Origin of the sequence: Pseudomonas sp. WP18 (assembly GCF_036689585.1) — a bacterium.
GTDB classification, from domain to species: Bacteria; Pseudomonadota; Gammaproteobacteria; order Pseudomonadales; family Pseudomonadaceae; genus Aquipseudomonas; species Aquipseudomonas chlororaphis_E.
The window spans coordinates 858342-879978 of record NZ_CP144758.1; the positions used below are offsets into that span (position 1 = coordinate 858342).

Consider the following 21637-nt stretch of genomic DNA (forward strand, 5'->3'; position numbering starts at 1 on the left):
CACCATGAACCTGGACGCCATCAAGAAAGAACTCGCAGAACTCCTGGAACTGCGCGAATCGGAACTTCAAGCCGATGTATTGCTGCATCCCCTGAGCAATTGGGACTCGTTGACCAAGGTCACGCTGCTGGGGGTGTTGAATGACCAGTTTGGTTTTGCCTTGAGTCCGGCCCTGCTCGATGAGGTGGAAACCATTGGAGAGCTGTTCGACGCCATCCAGGCCGATGCGGCGCACGTTCGTGTCGGTGAGCCTTCGTGAACGCGGCCATCGATGGAGTGTCCATCCGCGCGCTATCGGCTGCCATCCCTGAAGACGTCATGACCCTGGACGATTTCGCCACGTTGTTTGGTGAAAAAGAGGTGCAGCGAATCGCCAAGAGCACCGGCATCCATCAAGTGAGGGTGGCTAACCGCTTGTCGACGGTGGACCTCTGCGCTGCGGCTGCCCAGGCGTTGTTCAATGCCGCGGACATCGACCCCGCCAGCATCGATGGCCTGGTGCTCGTCACGCAGACGCCCGATAGCCTGATGCCGGCCAGCAGTGCCTTGCTGGCGGATCGCTTGGGGTTGGGAAACGCGCTCGCGGCTTTCGACCTCAACTTCGGTTGTTCCGGCTACATCTATGGCCTCTTTCAGGCGGCCATGCTGATCAAGGCCGGCGGTTGCCGCAGGGTGCTGGTGTGTACCGGCGATGTGATCAGCAAACTGCTCAACCCTGAAGACCGGCACGTGCGGCTTGTCTTCGGCGATGCAGCGACGTGCACGCTGCTGGAGGACGGCGATCAGACGCTCGGATTTGCATTCACGACCGATGGCGCTGGCGCGCAATACCTCAACACGACTCTGGACTACACGCCCAGCGCCACCAGCCGGGTACAGGCCGCAGGGCTGCACATGGACGGTGGCCAAGTGATGAACTTTGCCCTGGAGAAAGTGCCGTCGGCGATCAACGCCTTCATTCGCGACCAAGGTATCGACCCTGAACGTGTGCCGTTCTTCCTGCTGCATCAGGCGAACAAGTTCATGCTCGATTATTTGGCCAAAAAACTGGGTGTCGCGTCCTCCAAGGTCCCCATCGAAGTGGCCGACGTGGGCAATACCGGTCCTTCGTCGATCCCGCTGATGATCTGCAAGCGGCACGGCCGCGAGGATTTACGGCAGGACAACCTGATTGCCTGTGGCTTTGGCGTCGGGTTGTCCATCGGAACGGCCCGTTTATCCCTGCGCGATGCCCACATTATCGCGCCCGTAACAGTACCCGCCTTCCCTAACTGAGCTGACAATCAAGGAAAGATCCCATGACTATCCAAGCAATCTGGTTCGACTTCGGTGGTGTGTTGTCGCCTTCCATCGACGAGTTGTACCGCGTCTATCAGCAAAATACCGGCATCAGCCGCATTCAGATGGAGGCCGCCATGCACGCCGTGGCCAAGCCGCTGAATGTGCAGTTCCAGGCGCCCATCGAGCTGGCCATGATGACCCAGGTCGAATGGGGGCAGGGCATGAGCAAGGCATTGTCCGAGCTGTATCCGGGAATCGATTTGAGCCGTTGCGATTTCGATAACCATGGCGAGCAGTGGTTTTCCCCGCACAGCGTCAACGAGCACATGTTTGAGCTTTTCCATGAAGTGAAAGCCGCTGGCCTCAAGGCGTGCATCCTTACCAACAACGTCGTGGAGTGGGAGACACCTTGGCGGCGCATGGTGGGCCTGGATGATGTCGCGGACAGCATCGTCGATTCCTGCAAGGTCAAACTGCGCAAGCCTGACCCGAAGATTTTTGCCCTGGCCGCCGATCGGATCGGTGTACCGGCCGCCGGCTGCGTGCTGATCGACGATGTCGAGGAAAACTGCGAAGCCGCGCGAGCCGCCGGCTGGCACGCCATTCTGTTTGTCGACAGCCACCAGACCCAGCAAGCCGTGCGTGCGCTCATCGACGAGGCACAACCCCGTGCACAGGCAGGTGCCCGATGAACATGCGCGTCCATCCCAGCGTGCTGGATATCCCCAACCTCGATGCCGCACCCTATTACCAGGCCGTGGGCTGGCAGGATCAATTGCCGCAGATCAAGTTGCCCAGCGGGCACGTCGCCATTCATCTGACCGGATACGCCGACTGCAAGGCATTTCTGGCTGACCCGAGCATCAGTCGAACCCTGTGCAACATCGAAGACGGCCCGACTTTTCTCCCTGGCCCAACTCAACCGGAACTGTTGCTCAACCTGGACAACCCGGCCCACATGCGTTCGCGCGCGACCGTCACGCGGGCTTTCAGCAAACGTGGCCTGGAGAGTGTGCGCCAGCATGTGACCACGGTAACCGTCGAGAGCATCGAGCAGATGCGCCAAGGGGGGACGCCGCCGGACCTTTTTGCTTCGGTGCTGGAGCGGCTGACGTCATCGACGGTGTGTCACATCCTGGGCATTCCCGAAGAAGACCGGCTGCTGTTCCGGCCTTGGAGCCAGATGATTCAATCGGCACCGCCGGACGATATCGTGGGCATCGAGGTGGCGGTCAAAGCCAGTTTCGATTACATGCTGGACTTTGTGCAGGGCCGCCGGGAGGCACATCCGGACGGATTTATACGCCAATATGTCGACCAGCGCCACACCTTGGAAGACCCGCTGAGCGATCGGGAATTTGTCGGGGTGCTGCTGGGGATTCTGTTGGGGGGCGACCATAACGCCTTGAGCGTCATGACTAAAAGTCTCTACACCTTGTTGTGCGCGCCGTCGCTTTGGCGGTACCTGCGCGAAAACCCCGATCGCGCACCGCAGTTGATCGAAGAGCTCATTCGATTGATTCCCATTGGCAAGCTATCGGCGTTCCCGCGGATGACCACCCAGGCTCTGCAAACCAGCCGCGGTGTGATTGCCGCGAATACGACGGTGTATGCCAACGTGTTCCTCGCCAACCGCGACCCCAGTGTGTTCAACGCTCCTTTGCTGATCAATCCCGAGCGTCAGGACAAGGCTGCGCATATGCAATTTGGCCATGGCATCCACAGCTGCATGGGGCCGGCCCTGGCACGCCTGGAAATAGCCACGGTGCTGTCGACCCTTGTACAGGCGTTACCCGACCTGGAACTGGCCTGTGACCCGACGTCGATCCGCTGGATCAACGGTACGGTGCTGCGCCGCCCCGACGAACTGCCCGTGCGTTTCTGATGCCATTTCAATCAAGGGAAAAAAGCCATGATCTTTAAACCGCTGATAAACGGATTTGCGCAGTTTTCGAATCAGATCTTTCTGAATGACCCTGAACAGTCCTACACATATGCCCAGTTGAACGACGAAATCGGTGTCCAATTGGAGTGGCTCGCCGGTCATGGCGTGGCCAGGCAAGCGGTGGTTTTCATGAATGGGGACTTTTCGTTCACAGGCATCGCGCTGTTCCTGGCGCTGTACCAGAACGGCAACATTATTGCCCTGAACACCGCTGAAAACCCGGCGGAAATTCAAAACAAGCAGGCGGCGGCAAACCCCGAGTTCGTGATTGATATCGAAGCCCGCCAGATCCGGGCTTGTACCGTTGCCCAAGCTCCGCAAAACCCCATGATCGGTGAGCTTAAAAAACAGGCGCATGCGGGCCTGATTCTGTTCAGCAGCGGCACCACTGGCAAACCCAAGGCGATGTTGCACGACCTCGACCGATTAGTGGGTGAGTTTGCCGATAAGCGATCGCGTCGTCTCGATATCTTTCTGTTCCTTTTGTTCGATCATATTGGTGGCATCAATACGCTGTTGAACATTCTTTCCATTGGCGGAACGGCCACGATCGCCGCCAGCAAAACGCCGGACACCGTTGCCAGCCTGATTGAAAAGCACCGCATTACCGTGCTGCCGACTTCACCCACTTTCTTGAACCTGATGCTGATCAACCAAGTGCTCGATACCTACAACCTCAGCAGTTTGCGCATGATCACCTATGGCACGGAGCCGATGCCGGAGAGCTTGTTGCTCAAACTGCGTGAGCGCCTGCCCAAGGTGAAGTTCTTGCAGACATTCGGTACCAGCGAAACAGGTATCATCAACACCAGTTCGTTGTCGTCCGATAGTCTGTACATGCGCTTTCAAGAAGGATCAAGTGAGCACAAGATCGTCGACGGCGAGCTCTGGCTGCGCAGTGCGACGCAAGTCATGGGCTATCTGAACCACTCGATGGACAGCTTCACCGAAGACGGCTGGTTCAAAACCGGCGACCTGGTGGAAGTCAATGCCGACGGTTACCTGAAAATCCTCGGTCGCAGTAAGGAAATCATTAACGTCGGAGGCGAGAAGGTCTATCCGGCGGAAGTCGAATCCGTGCTCCTTCGTCATCCACAGGTACGTGATTGCAAGGCGTACGGTGAGGCCAACGGCTTGACCGGCCAGTTCGTCGCCGCGCACATCGTCCTCGACAGCGACTACGGAGACTCGACGGCAACGGTGCTGCGCGATATCCGGCACTTTGCCCGGCGGCTGATGGACGCCTACAAGGTACCGGTACGCTTGAAGTCGGTGGACGCCATCCAATATTCGACGCGTTTCAAAAAGCTGCTGATCGATTGAGTGCGGCGTGCCCTGAAGGAGCGATCAGCCACCTTCAGGGCTGCTTATCAGCTGTGTTTCACCGAGAAAATCAATGAACGCGCGGGTCTTGGGGGACAGCAGGCGGCTTGGCGACCAGACGATCCAGAAGTCCCCCTCCAGGCTCAATTCGGGCAATACCCTGATCAGTTCATGGCTGGCCAGGTACTCCTGGATGACGAAGTCAGGCAGATAGGCCAGGCCCAAGCCATTACGGCAGGCTGCCAGGACCGCTTCCACACTGTTCATGACCACGGTGGTTTCCAGGCTGATCTTGATGGTGTCGCCATTGACCTTCAGCCACCACGGCTGAAGCTTGCCGTTGGAGGGGAATTTGTAGGCGATCCCCTTGTAATGCTGGAGATCCTCGACGTTCTTTGCCGTGCTGTAGCGTTGTAGGTAGTCGGGCGCTGCACACAAAACAAACCGGAAGGTGCAGATTCTTTTCGCCGCGAGGCTGGAATCGGGCAACTCGCCGCTTCGGATCACCGCATCAAAGGCTTCATCGACCACATCGACCAGTCGATCGCTGAAGTCCAGGTCCAGTTCGATTTCGGGATAGCGCTGGTAAAACTCGCGCAACATTCCTGAGATCAGCCGATAGCCCACGGCGGGCAAACTGATCCGCAGACGCCCCCTGGGACGGGTCTTGGAATGGGAAAGCGCAGCCTCGGCATCCTGCAATTGCTGAAGCAAGGTCCGGCAGCGACCAAAAAAGTCCAAGCCTTCGCTGGTCAGACTGATCTGTCGGGTACTGCGATGGAACAAGCGCACGCCAATCCGCTCTTCAAGACGGCTGACACTTTTGCCCACGGCAGAAGACGAGATGCCCAGTGCCCTGCCCGCCAGGGTAAAACTTTGATTTTCCGCTGCCCGCACAAAGGCAATCAACCCGCTCAGATTATCCATATTCCGTGTCCGCCCACTTTTTTTGGGGAGGGGTCGATCGCTACAGATCTATTGAGGCTTCAGATCCAACGGGTCAAAAAGGGGAAGCATCGGCGCTTTTCCCAGGAGTTAAACAGTATTTCTTCACCTGTTTATCGATTTGAAGTCTGCCGTGACGTCACTAAGAGAGCAACCATTTTGTCGGGAAGCGTGGATGTGGAGGTGGGTTGGGTGGCGGGGAGGGCTTCACCCCGTGTGTCGTTGCTGCGCATCAGCATCCGGAAACTACATAGTTGATATTGAATCGCATTGTTTTCGGGCATCAGACACCAAGGCAAATTTGCCGGCCATGGCATTCGCCACGGTGTTCTTTGCCTGATAGGAATAGGCAATGCTGCAAGGCAAATCGGCATAGGTGAGGCGCCTGCCGATGGCTACCATGGCGCACACCAACCGATGGGAGTTCGTCATGAATGGTATAAAAACCCTGTTCATCACCGGCGTCAGTAGCGGCTTCGGCAACGCCTTGGCCCAGGAAGCCCTGGCGGCCGGGCACCGGGTCATCGGCACCGTGCGCAGCGAGGCGGCCTTGCAGGCTTTCGAGCAACTGTCTGCCGAGCGGGCCCACGGCGTTCTTTTGGATGTCACCGACTTCGCCCGGATCGACAGCGTGGTCGCCGCCACAGAAGCCGCTCACGGCCCGGTCGATGTGCTGGTCAACAATGCCGGCTACGGCCACGAGGGTATTTTCGAAGAGTCGCCGCTGGAAGAGATGCGGCGTCAATTCGACGTCAATGTGTTCGGTGCCGTGGCGGTGACCAAGGCGTTCCTGCCCTATTTCCGCCAGCGCCGCGCCGGGCATATCCTCAACATCACGTCGATGGGGGGCACCATCACCATGCCAGGCATCGCCTACTACTGCGGGAGTAAGTTCGCCCTGGAGGGGATCTCCGATACCCTGAGCAAGGAGTTGCAACCGTTCAACATCTTCGTGACGGCCGTCGCGCCCGGTTCGTTTCGAACGGACTGGGCCGGTCGTTCGATGCAGCGCACCCCGCGCAGCATTGCCGACTACGATGCCAGTTTTGACCCGGTTCGCCAGGCGCGTCAGGAGAAGAGCGGCAGGCAACTCGGCGACCCGCACAAAGCGGCGCGGGCGATGTTGCAGGTGATCGCCAGCCCGACCCCGCCTGCCCACTTGCTGCTGGGCAGCGACGCCTTGAACCTGGTGCGCGACAAGCTCAGTCGTGCGGCCAGGGAGATTGATCAGTGGGAGGCGCTGACCCGTTCGACCGACGGCTGAGCGACCCGCGCAAGGAGAAGTGGATGACCGAGGCTGATCCGCGCACCGCGCGCATGGTGACGTTGATGGAGCGGCTGGCGCCGGTGGAAGGCTACAACCTCAGCGCCCTGGAGGACGTGCGTTTCCTGCGTTCGAACCGGCCATTGAGCCGCACGCCGGTCTTGTATGACCCCGGTATCGTGATCCTGTGCCAGGGCCGCAAGCGCGGTTACCTGGGGGATGACGTCTATGTCTACGATGCCCGGCATTATCTGGTGGTGTCCGTTCCCGTGCCGTTCACCATGGAGACCGACGCCAGCGAGGCGCAGCCCATGCTGGCGGTGTATATGCGCCTGGACCTGCAGCTGGCGAGCGAGTTGATGTTGCAGGTCGACGAAGCCCTCGGCCCGAGCGATGCCCCGCCCAAGGGCATGTACGCCTCGCCCATGGACGAGGGCTTGTGCGCCTCGACGCTGCGCTTTCTTGAAGCCATGAGCACACCGGGTGACGCGCACATTCTCGGCCCAGCGCTGGTGCGGGAAATCTACTACCGCATCCTCACCGGCGAGCAGGGCGGCTCGATGCGTGCGGCGCTGAGTCGCCAGGGCCACTTCGGCCAGATCACCCGCGCGATCCGCAAGATCCACAGCAGCTACCCAGAGCGCCTGGATGTGGAGACTCTCGCCCGCGAAGCCAACATGAGCGTGCCCAACTTCCACCTGCACTTTCGCAGCGTGACAGACGCCTCGCCCATGCAATACCTCAAGTCGACACGCCTGCACCAGGCGCGCCTGCTGATGCTGCGCAACGCCATGAACGCCAGGGCGGCGGCGTTCAGCGTGGGCTACGAAAGCGCCTCGCAATTCAGCCGTGAGTTCAAGCGCCTGTTTGGGCGAACGCCTCAGGCCGAGGTGCAGTGGATGAAGGCGACGTATGCGTTGCCGGCGCCGGTGGGGGCGTCGGTTTATGTGGCGTCGCATTAGGCATCGGGTGAGTTGGCCAGGGCTGTCGTCGCACGTCGACGAGGCGCGGTAGATTGCTTTGTTCAACACGGTTACCAGCTTGCAAGTGGCTGCTGGTGTGCAGGGATAAAGGACGCTAGTGCCGTATCAGGTACCTCACAAGTATTCCGTTTCGTTAGGTCGCAGTGATTTGTGCTCTCTCATGCCCGAGCTCACGGCTGATAATTTGTCGAGCAATACGGTCTTCAGAACGCTGCACTGGGGTCAATTCTCTGGAAGAGATTCCTCCTGCCGCCGGTGCCTACCACCCTGTCAAAGCTAAGTAACGGCTCTGTGCAAAATGATGACGTAGCCCATGCATAGGGCTTTGGCCTGCTTGCACTGATCATCGTAAATGTTTCTTTGCTGGATATACGTTTTCTGAGCTGGGATTAATGAGCCGGCTCCCGCTAGCTGATGTGCCGCCTTCGGCACCTCGCACTGTAGTGAAGTAGCGATGGGCAAAGCGCGATACGCGCACCGTCGTCCGTGAACCCTTGAGGAAAATTTGATCTCCTTGATCCGACTACAGAAGCTGGCTATCCACCTCGCTATAGGACATTAGGATTTCCTTCGGTAGAGCAGTTTAATCGCCTCACTGCCTTGTGATCGCTGCTCAACTAATCTGACGCACTACGATGGAGGTATGAATGCCCGACACTTACAGCGCGCATGATCATGCGAACCGCAATCAGGCAGAAATCCTCATTAGCAACGATTGCGCTTGCTTTGGTTGCTATGCGGTATTTCCTGCTTCTGATGTGACACGGTTTACTGAGACCACGGAATGGTGTCCAAAATGCGAGGCTTTCAGCACGGTCGTTGGCGATGCCTCCGAGCTGCCTTTGGATCGAGAGTTTCTGGAGGCAGTTCACGATCATTGGATCGGGCCTCAAGATTGGTTAGATGAGATGGCGGCGCAGACTCATGCGATCGCAACTGCTGTTTACAGGCAGGCAAGCACAACGATGGATGAGGAACGAGCTCGTCCTTGGTGGAAGTTTTGGCGATGAGTACAAGGTGATGACGGCGAGTTTTACTCTTCAGGACACTGAGAGCGACAGATCGCCAAAAAATCCAATCATAGTCCCGTGCAGGACCGTCCTGAAGGGCTGCTTTAGGTTACGGATTCAACCGGTCGACGCCACACAACGGTATTGCAGAGCGGGCGAGCCCTTACAATTGTCTCGGAAAATACATTTTTCAGAGCCGTCTAGCCAAGGAGCTAAGTGTTGAGAAGTATTGGGATACTGCTGTTGCTCTATTGCATGAATGTTTTCGCCATAGAGTCGTCGCTTGAGCACTACACCAACGCTAATAGCGCCCGTGCGATTGGCATCACTCAATTGGATAGCGCGACAATTCTTGCTGAGGAGGCGCGGCTCGCACCTTTGGCCAGTGACTTGTTACTCCAGGTCAAACCCATGATCCGAGAAGGCGGCAGCGGTGCGGCGATTCAAGATTATGTGTTGAAGCAATTCGAACGTTACGGTTGGCTGCCAATGCTGGTGGGCTACAAAGGCTATACGGCGGCGGTGCCGGTTTCGGTGAATAACCAAGTGGGTAACGCACTGCCTACTGATACGCCGTTCCCGACCGCAGCCTTAGTAAAAGTTGAGTTGATTGCCGCATCGGCCCAGGCCCATGTCGCCCAGGTATGGACATTCGCCACCCCCAACGCGACCGAACAGCAGCGTCAGTTATTGGCAACAGCCCGTAGCGCATTGCGCAGTGGCGTTGATCAGGTTCGTGCTGGCGAGCGGCTGTTCAATGTGGGCCAGGCCATTCAACAGGTGCTTGATGCCAACCAGGCGGTCGCGATTCATGAATTGGCGGGCTACGCCATGGGGCAGGCGCGGGTTCAGAAGCCTCAGGTGCTGGGTTACAAGGGCAACGTTAACGATGACACCCTCATGCAACCCGGGCAGGTGCTGAATGTTTATGTGATCGCGAAGGCTGGCGCCTTCGGGGTGCGGTACCAGCCGCCTGATTTTTGGACCGTCCTCACCCAAGACGGCGCGGACAGCGTCATGCTGTCGGCGATGGTGGAGGTGACGGTTGACGGGCACCGGCTGCTGAGTAGATTGGTCGACTAATCGCCGTTCGCCAAGTAGTAGAGGAGGTATCCGAAGTACGCCAACGAACCGGTCGAAATTCTATCTTGAGTACACTCTCATCCGAGGAGCCTGCCTGAGCAGCTTGATGACGTGAGGCGCATTGATTTCTGAGCCGGGGGAGTTTGAATCGAATAAGTAACTTATTGAATTACAGGATTAATTGTAACGAAGCGTATCTATTGGGATACCACATGGAATACCGTTCCCTTGCTTGTCGTCCACGTCGCGATTGGTCCGCACTCTTCGTAACCATGATTGCAGGCCAACGGTGGTGCCAGGTAGAGATCGGCACATGGCTGCATAACGCACTGGATAAATACGACCCTCGTAGGACAGCCTTAATCTGCTCTCAGCGACTCTTTGGCGATACCTTTGACTACTACTTAGCCAAAACGGGCCTGGTGGAAATTTATTGAATTTATCAGTATTGGAGTCAGGCCGTCGATCGGTATTGTTCTATAAGATCAACCATATCTCAACGGCATGATTCCACCTGGTTCAGGCACTTAAAGTCTGGCTATTAGTTTTAGCGCGTCGCCAGTTAAAAAAGCCTTATCTATCGGATTCTTTTCAAATAGCATCATGTAGTGATAGCGATATCCGGTCTCATGGGAGATCTGGTTTGCTTGAGCTTCCCATATTTTCCCAAGAGTCAACTTTTCTTTAGAGTCAGAGTTGTCTCGGTCGTCCCCCTTTGTTTCGATGACAATAATATTGTTATTGGCAGTGAGTACAATGAAGTCGGGGTAGTGATTCAGGAATCCATTCAAAACAAATCCCTTGCCACGTTCTAGGTTGCGGTGCCACCAAATTACATTTTCCAACTCGGCAACACTTTGAATTATTTTGGATTCCAGTGAGTTCATGCTTGCCTCGGTCACATAAAGGCTCTTGCTTATTGCGTGTGCATTATCACTTGGAACGATAGTTTTTGGCAGCGAGAAACTCGGCTGTAATCTTAGTTTCTGTGTGGTAAGCCACTTTTCGAATTCTTTAGCGGCAAATTCGTTTGCAAGCCCTTGGATTTTAGTCTTAATAGCTTTTATGTAAGCATAGTCTCGCTCGAGGCAGTCAGCGCGTTGATCAGCACTCATTGCTTCCACAATACGAGTAAGGTATCGCTTGATGTCAGTGTCTTCTATAGGGTAGAAGCTGTTTTTGCCGATAAGGCTGAATAAACGTCCGACAATCGACTTAATCTGTCCGGAGGACGATTGATTCTTGATTATCTGGTTAAGTTTCTCTTTCTCTGTCTTTTTTACCGCTTTGAAAGCCGGCGCGCTTTCGCCATTGCCGATTTCTTCCGCATCTACAGAGTAAATGTCCGACTCCACTGCAGCAAAGTTTACGTTCGAATCTAAGTTGGAAAGCAAGAAGTCAGAAAGTAAATTCTCTTTAGCTAATTTGTGCCATTCGTCACTAGTCTCAAAAAATCCTCCTTCTGATGCAAGTTTCAGAAAGAATTGAGGTAATTTGATGGCTTGCGCGGACGCCTCAAATATTGGCTTCATCTTATGTTCGTTCATATGCGACAACAGCTCATCTGGACATTGCTCTCCATCTGCTTTTTTTACCTGTTCCTCGAATTCTTGAGCTTGGCGCATAGCCTCTGATTTGATATGTTCTACAATATCAGTCTGAGCCGAGACAGAGGTTGAGTAACTTCCATCTTCGTTTAGCTTTTGGGCGTTAGTATCTGCGTTCTGAACTGCTTGGTCTTCCCAAGCGGGGTCCAGTTTCGTCCCGTCCAATCCGAAATCACTAGGAGCCTGATCTTTATAGGCTTCATTTGTGGAAATGGAATTAAATAAATCGTTAGGCTCTCCTAGTTGAGTGGGAGGAGACCCGCCGCTAATAAGAGGTAAGTTAGAAAGATCAGCCTCGCGATAGTCTCTTTTTGAGAAGCCGGCCTTGTTCAAGCCTAAAACTACTTGGTTCAAAGTGCTTTGAAAGTTGCTTGATGCTGTAAATACATAGCTTAAGTTAAGAAGTTCAATGCTATGTTTGCGAGTGTGCGGTAAGCGGAGGACACGCCCTAAGATTTGGGTTACATCAATGACAGATGATTTATTCGCAAGTGTGGCGAGGATATAGGCGAACGGACAATCCCAGCCCTCCTTCAAAGCATTTACCGTTATGATATATCTAACTGGGCAGTGACGGTCTAGTAAATCAATATTTTTCAGTTCGTTGATATTAGCAGTCTTGATCGCAATTTGCTCAGCTGGAATGCTCAGGTCAAGCAGAACCTGCTTGACCTTCTCAAAGGTCGTGGTGTCATCTTTGTTTTTGGGTTCCGCTTGGAATAGAACTATAGGTCGTATGTATTGGCCGCCACTGGCCTCGTTTTTTTTTGCAAATTGCTCTAGTTGTCTACGCATATTCAACGCAGCCATAATCACATCTTCTTGGCTGTGCTGATTTGCCACGATTACCGGCAATTTAACCATGTTTTGTTTTTTTAGACGTAGCGCATCCACGTAGCTTATGATATTGCTATTGTCTCGAGGTGTGGCTGTCAGATCGAAGATAAAGCATGGATTTAGGTCCCGAAGCATCTCGACAGATAAGTCGCTTTCTGCGTTATGACTTTCGTCAACTACTACGACCGGGTTGAGGTTGCGTATTACGTTAATCAAGGCTGATGGATCGGTTCCCTTTAACGGTTCTACCTGATGTTCGTCATGGCTGAGAAATGAAGCTAAATACCCATTTTCTTTAAAGACTTTACGGTTTTCTTTATTCGTTGCTTTTAGCGAGTCAAAAGACATGACTACTATCGATAATTGCTCTCGGACAGTATCCGAATTGAAATCGGCGCCTTGGAGGACCTCGGACTTTTCGTAGATCTGCACGCGCCCATTGAAGAGATCGTTTAGCCGATGTCGATAGGGGTGGTCAATATTGGTAAGGTTTTTTACTGTCTGCTCAAGTATGGATAGAGTGGGTACCAGCCAAACTACTAATTTCACTCTAGTAGGGTTATATTCCGAAAAGGCCGTAAATATTCGCTCAACAGCATTGACCGCAATAAAGGTTTTGCCCCCCGCTGTTGGGACTTTTACACAAACATGTGGTACTTCCTGGACGTTATTTTTATATGCTTGATTAAGTATTCCTCGATTTTTCCAATAGTTATGAAATGCGTTGCCCAGGTGGCCTTTATAGTCGAGTAGTGTTTGCAAATAGGTGCTTAAGTCGCTGAGCACATCGGCCTGATAGTCTTTTAGTTCCATTGTTTATTGTCTCGTGCCGATGTGGTCAGAAGCGCGTAATGTCACGCGGTATACGTTTAAATGTGATGCTGTGTTTGTGCAGGAAGTCTTTATCTAGCGCGCATTTGTCAGCGTAAATAATGAAGTGCTCTGGTCGTTTTGGAAGCGATCTTATATTAAGGGTGGTTAGAAAGTCCAAGTCAAGAGTTGTTACTTTTTGGCGCTCGTAAAAAAATAGCCAAAGTGCTGTGTCGCTAGCGCCTAGAGCATACTTGCTAACCGGATTGTCAATTCCGTGCCTGGCGTCGGATGGAATGCTTTCAGCATAAGAAACATAGTCGCGAATATGTTCCTCTCCTACCTCTTCGTTTAGTGTATTATCTTCTTTGAACAGGGGGAGCCCTAAAGTGTAATAGCTAAACCCGCCGCCGACGCCCTTAATTATTTTGGCATGCTTTTTAGTGGTATAGCCGTTGGCCGCGGTTTGGATTCGTTTTGACGTAATGTTTTCGGCGTAATCCAACATTTCTATACATATAAAACTTCTAAGTCCTCTGTCTTTTTGATTTAATCTTAGCACTGCCTCTCCAGTCGTGCCGCTTCCTGCAAATGAATCTAGAACTATGGAGTCTTCAGGTTCCGCACCGACCTCCAGAAGATACTGAATCAGTTCTACAGGTTTAGGGTAGTTGAAACTGATGGCAGCGTTTTTCAACACTGTTCGGGTTTTTTCCGTCGTCCCAAAACCCCTCAGTACAGAAAGAATATTACTTGGCTTGTTGTTTTCTTTTCTGTAGCGGACTGCACAATTTTTGTTTAAATAAAACTCTAGTTTTCCCCCGTCCTCATCAAGGACCGGATTTAAATTATTTTGGATAAAGGCGCGTAATTTTTTCTCGTTAGCAAAGCCGCCGTAAATTCTACATGGCTGGGTGAGTTTTCCATCTTTGACAACCATGTCGTCGAGTTTTACAGGCATTCCCGAAAGTGGCTCGATGTTGTATTGTAATTTAATTTCGTCAGATACAAATCCGTCAAGTTTTGTTTTTTCTAAGAAAAGTGAGTCAATAGCTTTGGCTGGATAAAAAAGTTCGTCTTCAATACATGGGAATCCGACCGGTAGCGTAAGCTGTGACGGCGGGTTTGACGGGTTATTTTTATTTATATTGTTATCAGCGATGCCTTGCCATAGATTGCTATCTTCTCTAGTGTTGGGGTCGATTGTTTTTCCTATTGCTTTCGACTTGTTTTGCATTTTTTTTAGAAAACACAAAATGTACTCGTGATTAACTTTCACTTCCAGCTGGTTGTCAGTATTTCCTTCGGAGTTCCAGATGAATTTTGTTAAAAAGTTTTGTGGCCCAAAAATCTCATCACATATAAGCTTCAGTGACGATTCTTCAATGTCATTGATGGAGATGAATATAACCCCGTCATCTGAGAGAAGGCGATGGAGTAACTTTAGGCGAGGATACATCATGCAAAGCCACTTATCATGACGGCTTAAGTCGTCGCCCTCCTTGCCTACAAGTTTTCCAAGCCAGTTTCTTATTTTTGGGTCGTTTACATTGTCATTGTATATCCAGCTTTCGTTGCCAGTATTATAAGGTGGGTCAATATAAATACACTTGACTTTTCCTTCCAGTTCTGGCAGGAGGCTTTTCAAGGCCTCAAGGTTATCGCCATGAATAATTCTGTTGTTAGTAGAGTTACTAGGATTACCTTCATTTGCGCTGAAGCTATATTTTTTTTCCAGTAGCCGGAAGGGGACTTCGTGGTGATGGTTTACTACTTTTTTCTTTCCAACCCAATTCAATACTGGCATAGCAAATTAGCTCTTTTCTGTTTAACTCGATTTAGTGTCTTCCACCCTCATTTTCGAGGCGTTAATGACTTCTTCTCGAGTGTCCGGTGCTTGTGAACATTTTCCGGAATGGAGGTGCGGGCTACTTGAGCCGCTGGTAGACCTTGATGGCGGCATGCGTTCATGGACCCTCCTCGCAGCTCTGGCACGGCGTGTATCCTCATCACAATGGCTTTCATAGAGATCCGTGGATACACAATGTGCCTCCATCCTAGCATAGGGCTCGTGCACCTATGGGCGGACCTTTGGGTGATTTCGGATCGAGAACCCTCTACGGTAGCGGTCAAGGCTGAGGATTCTGTAACGTTGGATGGTCTCCCACCTTGCCATCCTGATCACAATTTCACCGAGTAACCCAGCAGCCAGTTTGTGGGAGGCGGATGGGCATGAAGGCAGATCTCCATGGAATCTACTTCTCCATTTCAGCTATAGGAAGTATCCAGCCGTTGACGCGTGTACTTAGATGAGGTTGGTCAGCAAGGGGGTTAGCGCTGAGATAGATGAAGGCTGGCATGTGAGTCTCAATATTCGCGATTTGAGCGATCCATCAGGAGTTTTCCATCGTTACCTAAACGCTTCCAGACCAATAGAGCGGTGAGTCGATAGTAATACCGGGTGGCAGCGGAATGGTCTTTCAGGTACTGATACAGAAACCACCGCACATGCTTGTGTTGCCAGGTCCACGGATTGTCTCGCTGCCATCGCTGCTGAATGGCAGCTTGCATGATTCTGGCTTGGCGTAAGTGACGTTGCTGCGTGACCTTCGAGCCGGTCAGAACGCCGCTCAGGAACAGCGTCATATCGAAGGGTTTGCTCATGTTCTCCCGCCAATGTAGGCCGACACCACATCGATCCGGTTATGCCCGAGCTCGAGGCTAATTTGTTGGCGCGCCTCTTGATCAAGGTCACGGTCAATGCGATAGCAGTGGCCGCCATTGACCGGTGCGGCGTGGCCCGTGAGCTGCTCGTAACGTTCGCAGGCGTAGGCTGCGCGCAGTTCATGAAAACCCTTCAGCCCGTGTGCATGCAGCGTTTCGCGGGCGGGAAGCACGGTTTGGTGCAGAAATATGGCGTAGTTTTCGTCTTGGGCTATCAAGTTGCGGCTGCCGGTCGGCGATGCCTGACGAACCAACTGCAGGGCCGCTCTCACCGCTTCATTGGCCACGACCCATCGCGGCGCTGATGAGCCTGAACGGCCGCCTTTGGTGCCGTCCTGAATGTTGATGCGGCCTAAGCGTTCGGCTTCGCGGTGTAAGCGTGGTAGGTCAGCCAGGATCGCTTCACGCAGGCGCATGCCGGTTGCTCGAGCTAAAAGGACTATGGCGGCCACCCGATCGTGTTGCTGTTCGCCAAGCACCTCAGCCAGTCGCCGCACCTGTTGGTGATCTTGGCCATCCGGCGCGTGAGTGCGTACGCTCGAGCGCTGCTGTCCCAACGCCCGGCTCGGGCTGGCGATCCTCACATCCTGATCACCGCGCAGCGCAGCAAGGGTGCGGTTGACGCTGCTCAGGCGGTTCTGCGCGGTGGCGATGCAGAGTGCACCTTGCTGGATCTGATGGCGCAGATACTCGGTGTAGTCTTGTAGCGTCTGTCTATCGATCTGGCGCGCATCGTTGTAGCCGGGGCCGTTCTCTGAGCGGCACCAGCGCACGAAGGCTTGCCAGCGATCGCTGTGTGCTTTGACCGTGGCGAAGTGGCCGCCGGCAAACAGATCTGCCAATGCCTGCCGACCGGCATAGCTCAGTTGGCGGCCGTAGCCAAAGTTGCGACCGTCACGCCGACCGACCAGCGCCATTGTCTTCACCTTGACCGTTGGTTTGTAGGTGCAGCAGCAGGGCTTTCCAGTGGGCGCTGACGCTGTCCAACTGTCCCCAGTGTGCTGGGCGGATGAAAATGGCATTTTCGGTGTGTTGCAGCAGAGCCCCTTCTTCTTGCAACTGCTCGATGAGCTGAGCGAGGTCGATGAGCTCAGATGTTGTAGTGGCGACAGCGGCGACAGTGGCGACGACCCCCGTTGCATGTCGCTTGGCACGTGGCGACAAAGTGGTAACGGTGGCGGCGACAAGCCGCAATTCGGTCGACGAGCGATGTTGCGCCTGGTAGCGACGCACGGCGTCATTGAGACGGAACATGGCGCACCTCGAATATGTCTCCAACATTATTCAGCCAGTTATGGGCAACCAGTTGCAGCAATAACTCGAAGGTGTGCCGCGTGCTTTTACGGGCAAAGCGAGGTCCGTTGCGCGTGAGATCACGGAGGCGAAACGGTGGCCAGTTCTTCTTTATCAACCAGCGCAGCAGGCAATCGGCCTCTGCGCGAAGCTTATTCAGGGGCTCCTGTTCGGTCAGTCGTTGGTTCTCGGCCAGGTAGTAATCCATCAGCGTGGAGGCGCGCTGAATGTGCATTTCTTCTAAGACAGTCGATTCTTCAACCACCGCCATCACACCAGCCATGCGTAGAACGTTCGCGGCGGCTTTGCTCGCAGCAGCTTGCACGTTAACCAGCTCGCCGAATTCCCCTGATTCGCATTCAATGGTGTCGTGAATGGCTACCCAGGCCTCCCGGGCGCGGGGGCTTAACTCTAGGGTTACAGGGTTGAGGCCGCCATCTTTATGGCGTGACCAAGGCTTCTGCATCAGCGCGGCAATGCGCTGCTGGTACAGGTGCACGTTTGGATCTCGGGTCAGGTCGATGGCTTTGTACAGCCGTTGTCCAACCAGGCGCTCTGGCCAACTGATCAAGCAGCGTCCCAGGATGCCCTGGTCTTTGATATCAGCGTCCTGCAGCAAGCGGTCTGCCAGGCGGGGTTGAAGCATCAAGTGCATGCTGAGGCGGCGATCATAGGCACGCAGACTTTCTCCAGTCATCGCGCGCGACCGATCAATCGGGCTGCCGTCCCACAGCGTCGACAAGTGAGTGATCGCCTTGATCATGTTGTCCTTGCTCATGGTGCTGCCGCCCAAAAACTGCCCGCCCTCATCGCTGAATAGCCCCATGCTCGGCAAGCCATGGCACAGGCTTTTCACCAGGCCTTCAATGGTTGGCTCAGCAGTTAGCATTCTTGGTTGGACAGGCTCAGGTTGGGCGTCCAGCGCTGCCTGAGCTGACCTCTTCGAGGCCGGTGACGTCGTGGTTTGACTCATTGCAGCGCGGTGCGCCTTGAGCTGTTCGCCAAAGGCGATCCACTGCTGTCTCTCCCAGTCGCGGACGGCCTGCAGCGCAACATGGTCCACTGCGCTTTTGCGATCTCCCGAGCAAGCCACTGTCAGCAAGTACAGCGACAACGGATAGATTCGGCCGTCTAGGTGAACATTGGCGTGCGCCTGGCTCGCCAAAGCTGCCGTGGCTAGAATAGATTGCGCGGCCATGGCGCAAGGTACGCCAATCACATCGGCCATGCGTTCCACGGCAGGCCCCAATAGATCGCCCAGCGCGGCGACCGGGTAGGGTAGGGGCGTAATCTGCTGTTCCAACAAGGGGCGTGGTGGCCCTTGTACTTCGCGCAGTTGCATAGCCGTCCTCCATAAATTACCGATCTCTCCCTCACGTCATCCCGCCAAGAATGCTGAGTGTTATCAGGGATCAAGGCCCCTGCGACCTGTGAGGGTGCCCACTGACGCGGGACTGGCGGCTCCTTACGACCAGGAGCAAGGGCATCTCATGATCTGACCTCCTGAGCACCGTTACCGGTGGGCGGGCGGAGGCTGCATTGGCTGACGAGACCAGTGCCGCGAGATCCTGAGCCAGGCGCAAGCAGCATTGCGATGACCGGGGCATGCCTGATTGTCAGTCAGGTGCAGTCCATTCCCTGGTCTGCGGCACCATCATCTACAAGGCTGTTGCTGGTGACATCGGTGTTTGTCACGCCGATTGTCACGAGGGGAATTGCCGCAAAGCCATGTGCGATGAGGGCTGTAGCAGTAGTAGGAGCGCCCGTCTCTTTTCTGGAAAAAGAGACGGGCGAACGGTTGGCGCAAAACGTTGGCCGAGCAGGTTCGTTGCTGCAGGGCTAAAGGATTAGCGGGCAGCCGCACTAGGCGGATTGTTTAGAGGGCGTCCATCATTCTGGCGAATGACCGTGCGAGCCTCCGGGCGCGAATCGCACTTTAGGATGAGCCACCGGGTTAGCGGCATGACCTTGAAGGCTCTGGTCAACTGGGGTGCTGCCTAAGGCAGCGCTTTGAACCTTCGTTCTATCGGTCACCGCGGCTCGGGTCAATTGGTGAAGGGCACATGGAAATGCGCCAGATTCCACCTCCGGCGTGCTTTGGAAGTCGGTGGGTGTCAGTGGCAAAGTGGCCGTTTGTCGCTTTTCTAGTGTTAGCCCGTGAGCATGGGGATGCGAAGCCTCCCCATGCTCACGGGCTTAGCCGGAGAAGCCAAAGTCGAGGCGAGTTGGCGACTGTCGCCATCCGCTCAGACGGCAAGGATGTAGATGGCACGCGGTCTGTCGCCAGTGTCGCCGTTGCCGCCGCCCTATCGGATGGGTACTACGTTTCGATCCCTAGCCACATTCATCGCGCTGGCCGAGAGATTGCCCGTCGACGCCTTCAGAATGTACTCGCTCCACCAAGCCATCATCGGCCGCCGTCGCTCGATGTAGTCGGCTCGGTTGTAGGCACTGCGCACCTCATCCTTGTCGACGTGCGCCAACGCCACTTCGATGAGCTCCGGGTCCCACCCATGTTCGTTCAAGATGGTGCTGGCCATCGAGCGCATGCCATGGCTGACCAAGCGGTCCTGGAAGCCCATGCGTTTCAATGCCATGTTGGCGGTCTGGCTATTGGCATGAGTACGAGGGTTTCGGTCTGCCGGGAAGACGTATTCCCGATGACCACTGTGGGACTTCAGTATCTCTAGCAATGACATGGCTTGATCGCTCAACGGTATGCTGTGCGGGCGGCGCTTCTTCATCCGCTCCGGTGGGATGGTCCAGACACGCCGCTCAAAGTCGATGTCTGCCCAGCGAGTAGTTGCCGCCTCGGCGGGGCGAGTCATCGTGTGCAACTGCCACTCGATCAGGCAGCGGGTAGTGCGTTTGATGCTGGCGTTGGCGATCTCCAGCATGAGCTCGGGGAGCTCTTCTGGTGGAAGCGCCGCCATGTTTTCTTTTTTCGGTTTCTTGAACACCGCACGAATTCCGTTCAGCGGATTAGCGTGTATCAGGCCGGAGTTCACCCCATAGGTCATGATTTCGTTGAGCCGTTGGCTCAATCGCTTCACCGTTTCGAGGCTGCCTTTCGCCTCGATTGGGCGGAGGATTTTAATGACCATTGGAGCGGTGATATCCGAGAGTGGCGTTGTTTTCATGCTCGGGAAAACGTGCAAGGAGAGCGAGCGCCAAATGTCCTCGGCGTAGGCCGGGGTGACCGAGTCTTTCTTCAGCTCGAACCAGGCGGTGGCCACCTTTTCGAAGGTGTGTTCAGTCTCAGCAAGCTTGGCTTGCCTGACCTCATCACGTTGGACTTTGGGATCAATGCCTAGTGCGAGCTGCTCGCGCGCCTCGACGGCTTTTTTTCGAGCGTTGGCTAGCGAGAGGTCGGGGTATGGACCGAGGGCCATGTTGATACGGCTTCGGGTCAATGGTTCGCGGTAGTTGAAATTCCACATCATTGAGCCGCTGGCTCTGACGCGAAGCTGAAGGCCGTCACCGTCGCTGAGGACGAAATCCTTCCCGGTTGGCTTGACCGCTTTGAGCTGGCGGTCGGAGAGGCGGGTTGCTTGAGTAGGCATGAGAGCTACCTCCGGCACCGTTTTGGTATCCTAAAAATAGCACCCGGTGGCCTGGGATACCACCTGGGATACCAAACCGTCTGGAACTCAAAAAACCTCTATGGCCCTCAAAGGCGCTGTAAGTTATTGATTTTAGATAGTTACAGGCACAAAAAAAGACGTCCGTGGACGTCTTTGATTGATCATTTGGTGGAGCCGGGGGGATTTGAACCCCCGTCCGCCAGTACTCCGCTGTCGGTACTACATGCGTAGCCGGGTCTATTAAGTTAACCCTCAGCGACCCGACGGGCAGGGTGCTTTGGGCGAGTTGTGTAAGTTTTAGCCGCTTCGTCCACAACGTACTGCACGGCGATTCTGTTCTATATGACAATCACTTTGGGTTTACAGACATCCCCTAATGATTGCTGGACCCGAAGGTACCAGAAGCTCAGGATCTAAGGCTGCTTACGCAGCGATAGCGAATTCCTGGCCGTAGTTTTCGTCATTGGCAACTATAGAAGTTGCAACAGTGGATTTACGAGTTCTGTTACCAACTCGGCATGCACCTAAAGTTTCGCAACCGGCGTCGAATCCTAAACGGCCCCGAACCTGTCGCTTCGTGAAACTGCTGAAGCGACAGGCGTTTGCAGTGTACGCCAATCTGGGGCTGAGGCCAACCCGGAGGTTGGCCTTGCCCGCCGATCACTTGTTGGTGCCATCGGAGGCCTGTCTGATTTCCAGGATGGTTTGCTGGGTTTCAGCAACGCATTCGTCAATTTTGCCTTGCGCTTTGAGCTCTTGTGCCCTTGTTACGCTGCGTGTCACACGGTCATTGAGATCGGCCGAGGATTGGTACTGTGTCTTGGCATTGTTGATGGTTTGGATATTGGCTTCGCACAGGCTGTCCGGCTTTTCGGCGGCGAACGAAGCGGAGGCCATCATCGAGGCAGTAATGAATAGACCTAACAGCGCAGAACGTTTCATATGTAT

Annotated in this window: 18 protein-coding genes and 1 other RNA gene; 9 read left to right on the top strand and 10 right to left on the bottom strand. The window is 54.5% G+C overall.

From position 1 onward, the window contains the following. Positions 1–4: 4 nt before the first annotated feature. Genes V5F23_RS03650 through V5F23_RS03670 form a run of 5 tightly spaced genes read left to right on the top strand, consistent with a single transcriptional unit; the run spans position 5 to position 4549 of the window. Positions 5–259, top strand: a complete 255-nt coding sequence (locus tag V5F23_RS03650) for an acyl carrier protein (protein WP_042728189.1) — start codon at positions 5–7, stop codon at positions 257–259. Further along, a complete protein-coding gene (locus V5F23_RS03655) occupies positions 256–1275 on the top strand; it encodes a ketoacyl-ACP synthase III (RefSeq protein WP_047738392.1) in 1020 nt (339 codons plus the stop codon). The genes V5F23_RS03650 and V5F23_RS03655 overlap by 4 nt, the downstream gene beginning before the upstream one ends. 23 nt (positions 1276–1298) lie before the next feature. Beyond that, complete coding sequence (locus tag V5F23_RS03660) at positions 1299–1973, top strand: HAD family phosphatase (RefSeq protein ID WP_042728191.1); 675 nt, start codon at positions 1299–1301, stop codon at positions 1971–1973. After that, positions 1970–3166, top strand: a complete 1197-nt coding sequence (locus V5F23_RS03665; RefSeq protein ID WP_042728192.1) for a cytochrome P450 — start codon at positions 1970–1972, stop codon at positions 3164–3166. The genes V5F23_RS03660 and V5F23_RS03665 overlap by 4 nt, the downstream gene beginning before the upstream one ends. Positions 3167–3193: 27 nt before the next feature. Then, positions 3194–4549, top strand: coding sequence for a fatty acid--CoA ligase family protein (locus V5F23_RS03670; RefSeq protein ID WP_123578274.1), 1356 nt, complete (start codon positions 3194–3196; stop codon positions 4547–4549). A gap of 24 nt (positions 4550–4573) precedes the next feature. Here V5F23_RS03670 and V5F23_RS03675 read toward each other — a convergent pair whose 3' ends face one another. Continuing rightward, positions 4574–5458 carry a LysR family transcriptional regulator gene (locus tag V5F23_RS03675; protein ID WP_338497614.1) on the bottom strand — a complete coding sequence of 295 codons (885 nt, stop codon included), beginning with the start codon at positions 5456–5458 and terminating at the stop codon, positions 4574–4576. A 466-nt stretch (positions 5459–5924) separates the two neighbouring features. On the opposite strand from V5F23_RS03675, the gene V5F23_RS03680 reads away from it, so the two are divergent. The 4 genes from V5F23_RS03680 to V5F23_RS03695 all read left to right on the top strand — a co-directional run bounded on the left by V5F23_RS03680 (position 5925) and on the right by V5F23_RS03695 (position 9834). Next, complete coding sequence (locus V5F23_RS03680) at positions 5925–6758, top strand: oxidoreductase (protein WP_338497616.1); 834 nt, start codon at positions 5925–5927, stop codon at positions 6756–6758. A gap of 23 nt (positions 6759–6781) precedes the next feature. Then, on the top strand, positions 6782–7720 hold the full coding sequence (locus V5F23_RS03685) for an AraC family transcriptional regulator (RefSeq protein ID WP_123578273.1): 939 nt from the start codon (positions 6782–6784) through the stop codon (positions 7718–7720). A 668-nt stretch (positions 7721–8388) separates the two neighbouring features. Beyond that, complete coding sequence (locus V5F23_RS03690; RefSeq protein WP_053007398.1) at positions 8389–8751, top strand: hypothetical protein; 363 nt, start codon at positions 8389–8391, stop codon at positions 8749–8751. Positions 8752–9006: 255 nt separating this feature from the next. Then, complete coding sequence (locus V5F23_RS03695) at positions 9007–9834, top strand: M24 family metallopeptidase (protein WP_212803858.1); 828 nt, start codon at positions 9007–9009, stop codon at positions 9832–9834. Positions 9835–10361: 527 nt separating this feature from the next. Here V5F23_RS03695 and V5F23_RS03700 read toward each other — a convergent pair. The 9 genes from V5F23_RS03700 to V5F23_RS03740 form a co-directional block, all read right to left on the bottom strand. Then, the gene (locus tag V5F23_RS03700) at positions 10362–13091 is read right to left on the bottom strand and encodes a DEAD/DEAH box helicase family protein (protein WP_338497621.1); all 2730 of its coding nucleotides are present in this window, start codon (positions 13089–13091) and stop codon (positions 10362–10364) included. Between the two features lie 25 nt (positions 13092–13116). Continuing rightward, a complete protein-coding gene (locus V5F23_RS03705; RefSeq protein ID WP_338497623.1) occupies positions 13117–14895 on the bottom strand; it encodes a site-specific DNA-methyltransferase in 1779 nt (592 codons plus the stop codon). A gap of 560 nt (positions 14896–15455) precedes the next feature. Then, positions 15456–15752, bottom strand: coding sequence for a hypothetical protein (locus tag V5F23_RS03710; RefSeq protein ID WP_338497624.1), 297 nt, complete (start codon positions 15750–15752; stop codon positions 15456–15458). Beyond that, on the bottom strand, positions 15749–16729 hold the full coding sequence (locus V5F23_RS03715; protein WP_338497625.1) for an integrase domain-containing protein: 981 nt from the start codon (positions 16727–16729) through the stop codon (positions 15749–15751). Before V5F23_RS03715 ends, V5F23_RS03710 begins: the two co-directional genes overlap by 4 nt. Then, on the bottom strand, positions 16707–17066 hold the full coding sequence (locus V5F23_RS03720; RefSeq protein WP_338497629.1) for a hypothetical protein: 360 nt from the start codon (positions 17064–17066) through the stop codon (positions 16707–16709). Before V5F23_RS03720 ends, V5F23_RS03715 begins: the two co-directional genes overlap by 23 nt. Further along, complete coding sequence (locus V5F23_RS03725; RefSeq protein WP_338497631.1) at positions 17050–18447, bottom strand: YfjI family protein; 1398 nt, start codon at positions 18445–18447, stop codon at positions 17050–17052. Before V5F23_RS03725 ends, V5F23_RS03720 begins: the two co-directional genes overlap by 17 nt. A gap of 964 nt (positions 18448–19411) precedes the next feature. Then, positions 19412–20668 carry an integrase domain-containing protein gene (locus V5F23_RS03730; RefSeq protein ID WP_338497634.1) on the bottom strand — a complete coding sequence of 419 codons (1257 nt, stop codon included), beginning with the start codon at positions 20666–20668 and terminating at the stop codon, positions 19412–19414. Between the two features lie 187 nt (positions 20669–20855). Beyond that, positions 20856–21252, bottom strand: a transfer-messenger RNA (tmRNA) gene (gene ssrA / locus V5F23_RS03735). A 97-nt stretch (positions 21253–21349) separates the two neighbouring features. Further along, positions 21350–21631 (bottom strand): hypothetical protein, encoded by a 282-nt coding sequence (locus V5F23_RS03740; protein WP_338497635.1) that lies wholly within the window; start codon positions 21629–21631, stop codon positions 21350–21352. Between the last annotated feature and the right edge of the window lie 6 nt (positions 21632–21637).

Excerpts from the sequence above, each read along its gene's own strand:
- V5F23_RS03650 (WP_042728189.1), top strand. The coding sequence starts at position 5 with ATGAACCTGGACGCCATCAAGAAAGAACTCGCAGAACTCCTGGAACTG.
- V5F23_RS03660 (WP_042728191.1), top strand. The coding sequence starts at position 1,299 with ATGACTATCCAAGCAATCTGGTTCGACTTCGGTGGTGTGTTGTCGCCT.
- V5F23_RS03665 (WP_042728192.1), top strand. The coding sequence starts at position 1,970 with ATGAACATGCGCGTCCATCCCAGCGTGCTGGATATCCCCAACCTCGAT.
- V5F23_RS03670 (WP_123578274.1), top strand. The coding sequence starts at position 3,194 with ATGATCTTTAAACCGCTGATAAACGGATTTGCGCAGTTTTCGAATCAG.
- V5F23_RS03680 (WP_338497616.1), top strand. The coding sequence starts at position 5,925 with ATGAATGGTATAAAAACCCTGTTCATCACCGGCGTCAGTAGCGGCTTC.
- V5F23_RS03685 (WP_123578273.1), top strand. The coding sequence starts at position 6,782 with ATGACCGAGGCTGATCCGCGCACCGCGCGCATGGTGACGTTGATGGAG.
- V5F23_RS03690 (WP_053007398.1), top strand. The coding sequence starts at position 8,389 with ATGCCCGACACTTACAGCGCGCATGATCATGCGAACCGCAATCAGGCA.
- V5F23_RS03695 (WP_212803858.1), top strand. The coding sequence starts at position 9,007 with ATGAATGTTTTCGCCATAGAGTCGTCGCTTGAGCACTACACCAACGCT.
- V5F23_RS03700 (WP_338497621.1), bottom strand. The coding sequence starts at position 13,091 with ATGGAACTAAAAGACTATCAGGCCGATGTGCTCAGCGACTTAAGCACC.
- V5F23_RS03705 (WP_338497623.1), bottom strand. The coding sequence starts at position 14,895 with ATGCCAGTATTGAATTGGGTTGGAAAGAAAAAAGTAGTAAACCATCAC.
- V5F23_RS03710 (WP_338497624.1), bottom strand. The coding sequence starts at position 15,752 with ATGAGCAAACCCTTCGATATGACGCTGTTCCTGAGCGGCGTTCTGACC.
- V5F23_RS03715 (WP_338497625.1), bottom strand. The coding sequence starts at position 16,729 with ATGGCGCTGGTCGGTCGGCGTGACGGTCGCAACTTTGGCTACGGCCGC.
- V5F23_RS03720 (WP_338497629.1), bottom strand. The coding sequence starts at position 17,066 with ATGTTCCGTCTCAATGACGCCGTGCGTCGCTACCAGGCGCAACATCGC.
- V5F23_RS03725 (WP_338497631.1), bottom strand. The coding sequence starts at position 18,447 with ATGCAACTGCGCGAAGTACAAGGGCCACCACGCCCCTTGTTGGAACAG.
- V5F23_RS03730 (WP_338497634.1), bottom strand. The coding sequence starts at position 20,668 with ATGCCTACTCAAGCAACCCGCCTCTCCGACCGCCAGCTCAAAGCGGTC.
- V5F23_RS03740 (WP_338497635.1), bottom strand. The coding sequence starts at position 21,631 with ATGAAACGTTCTGCGCTGTTAGGTCTATTCATTACTGCCTCGATGATG.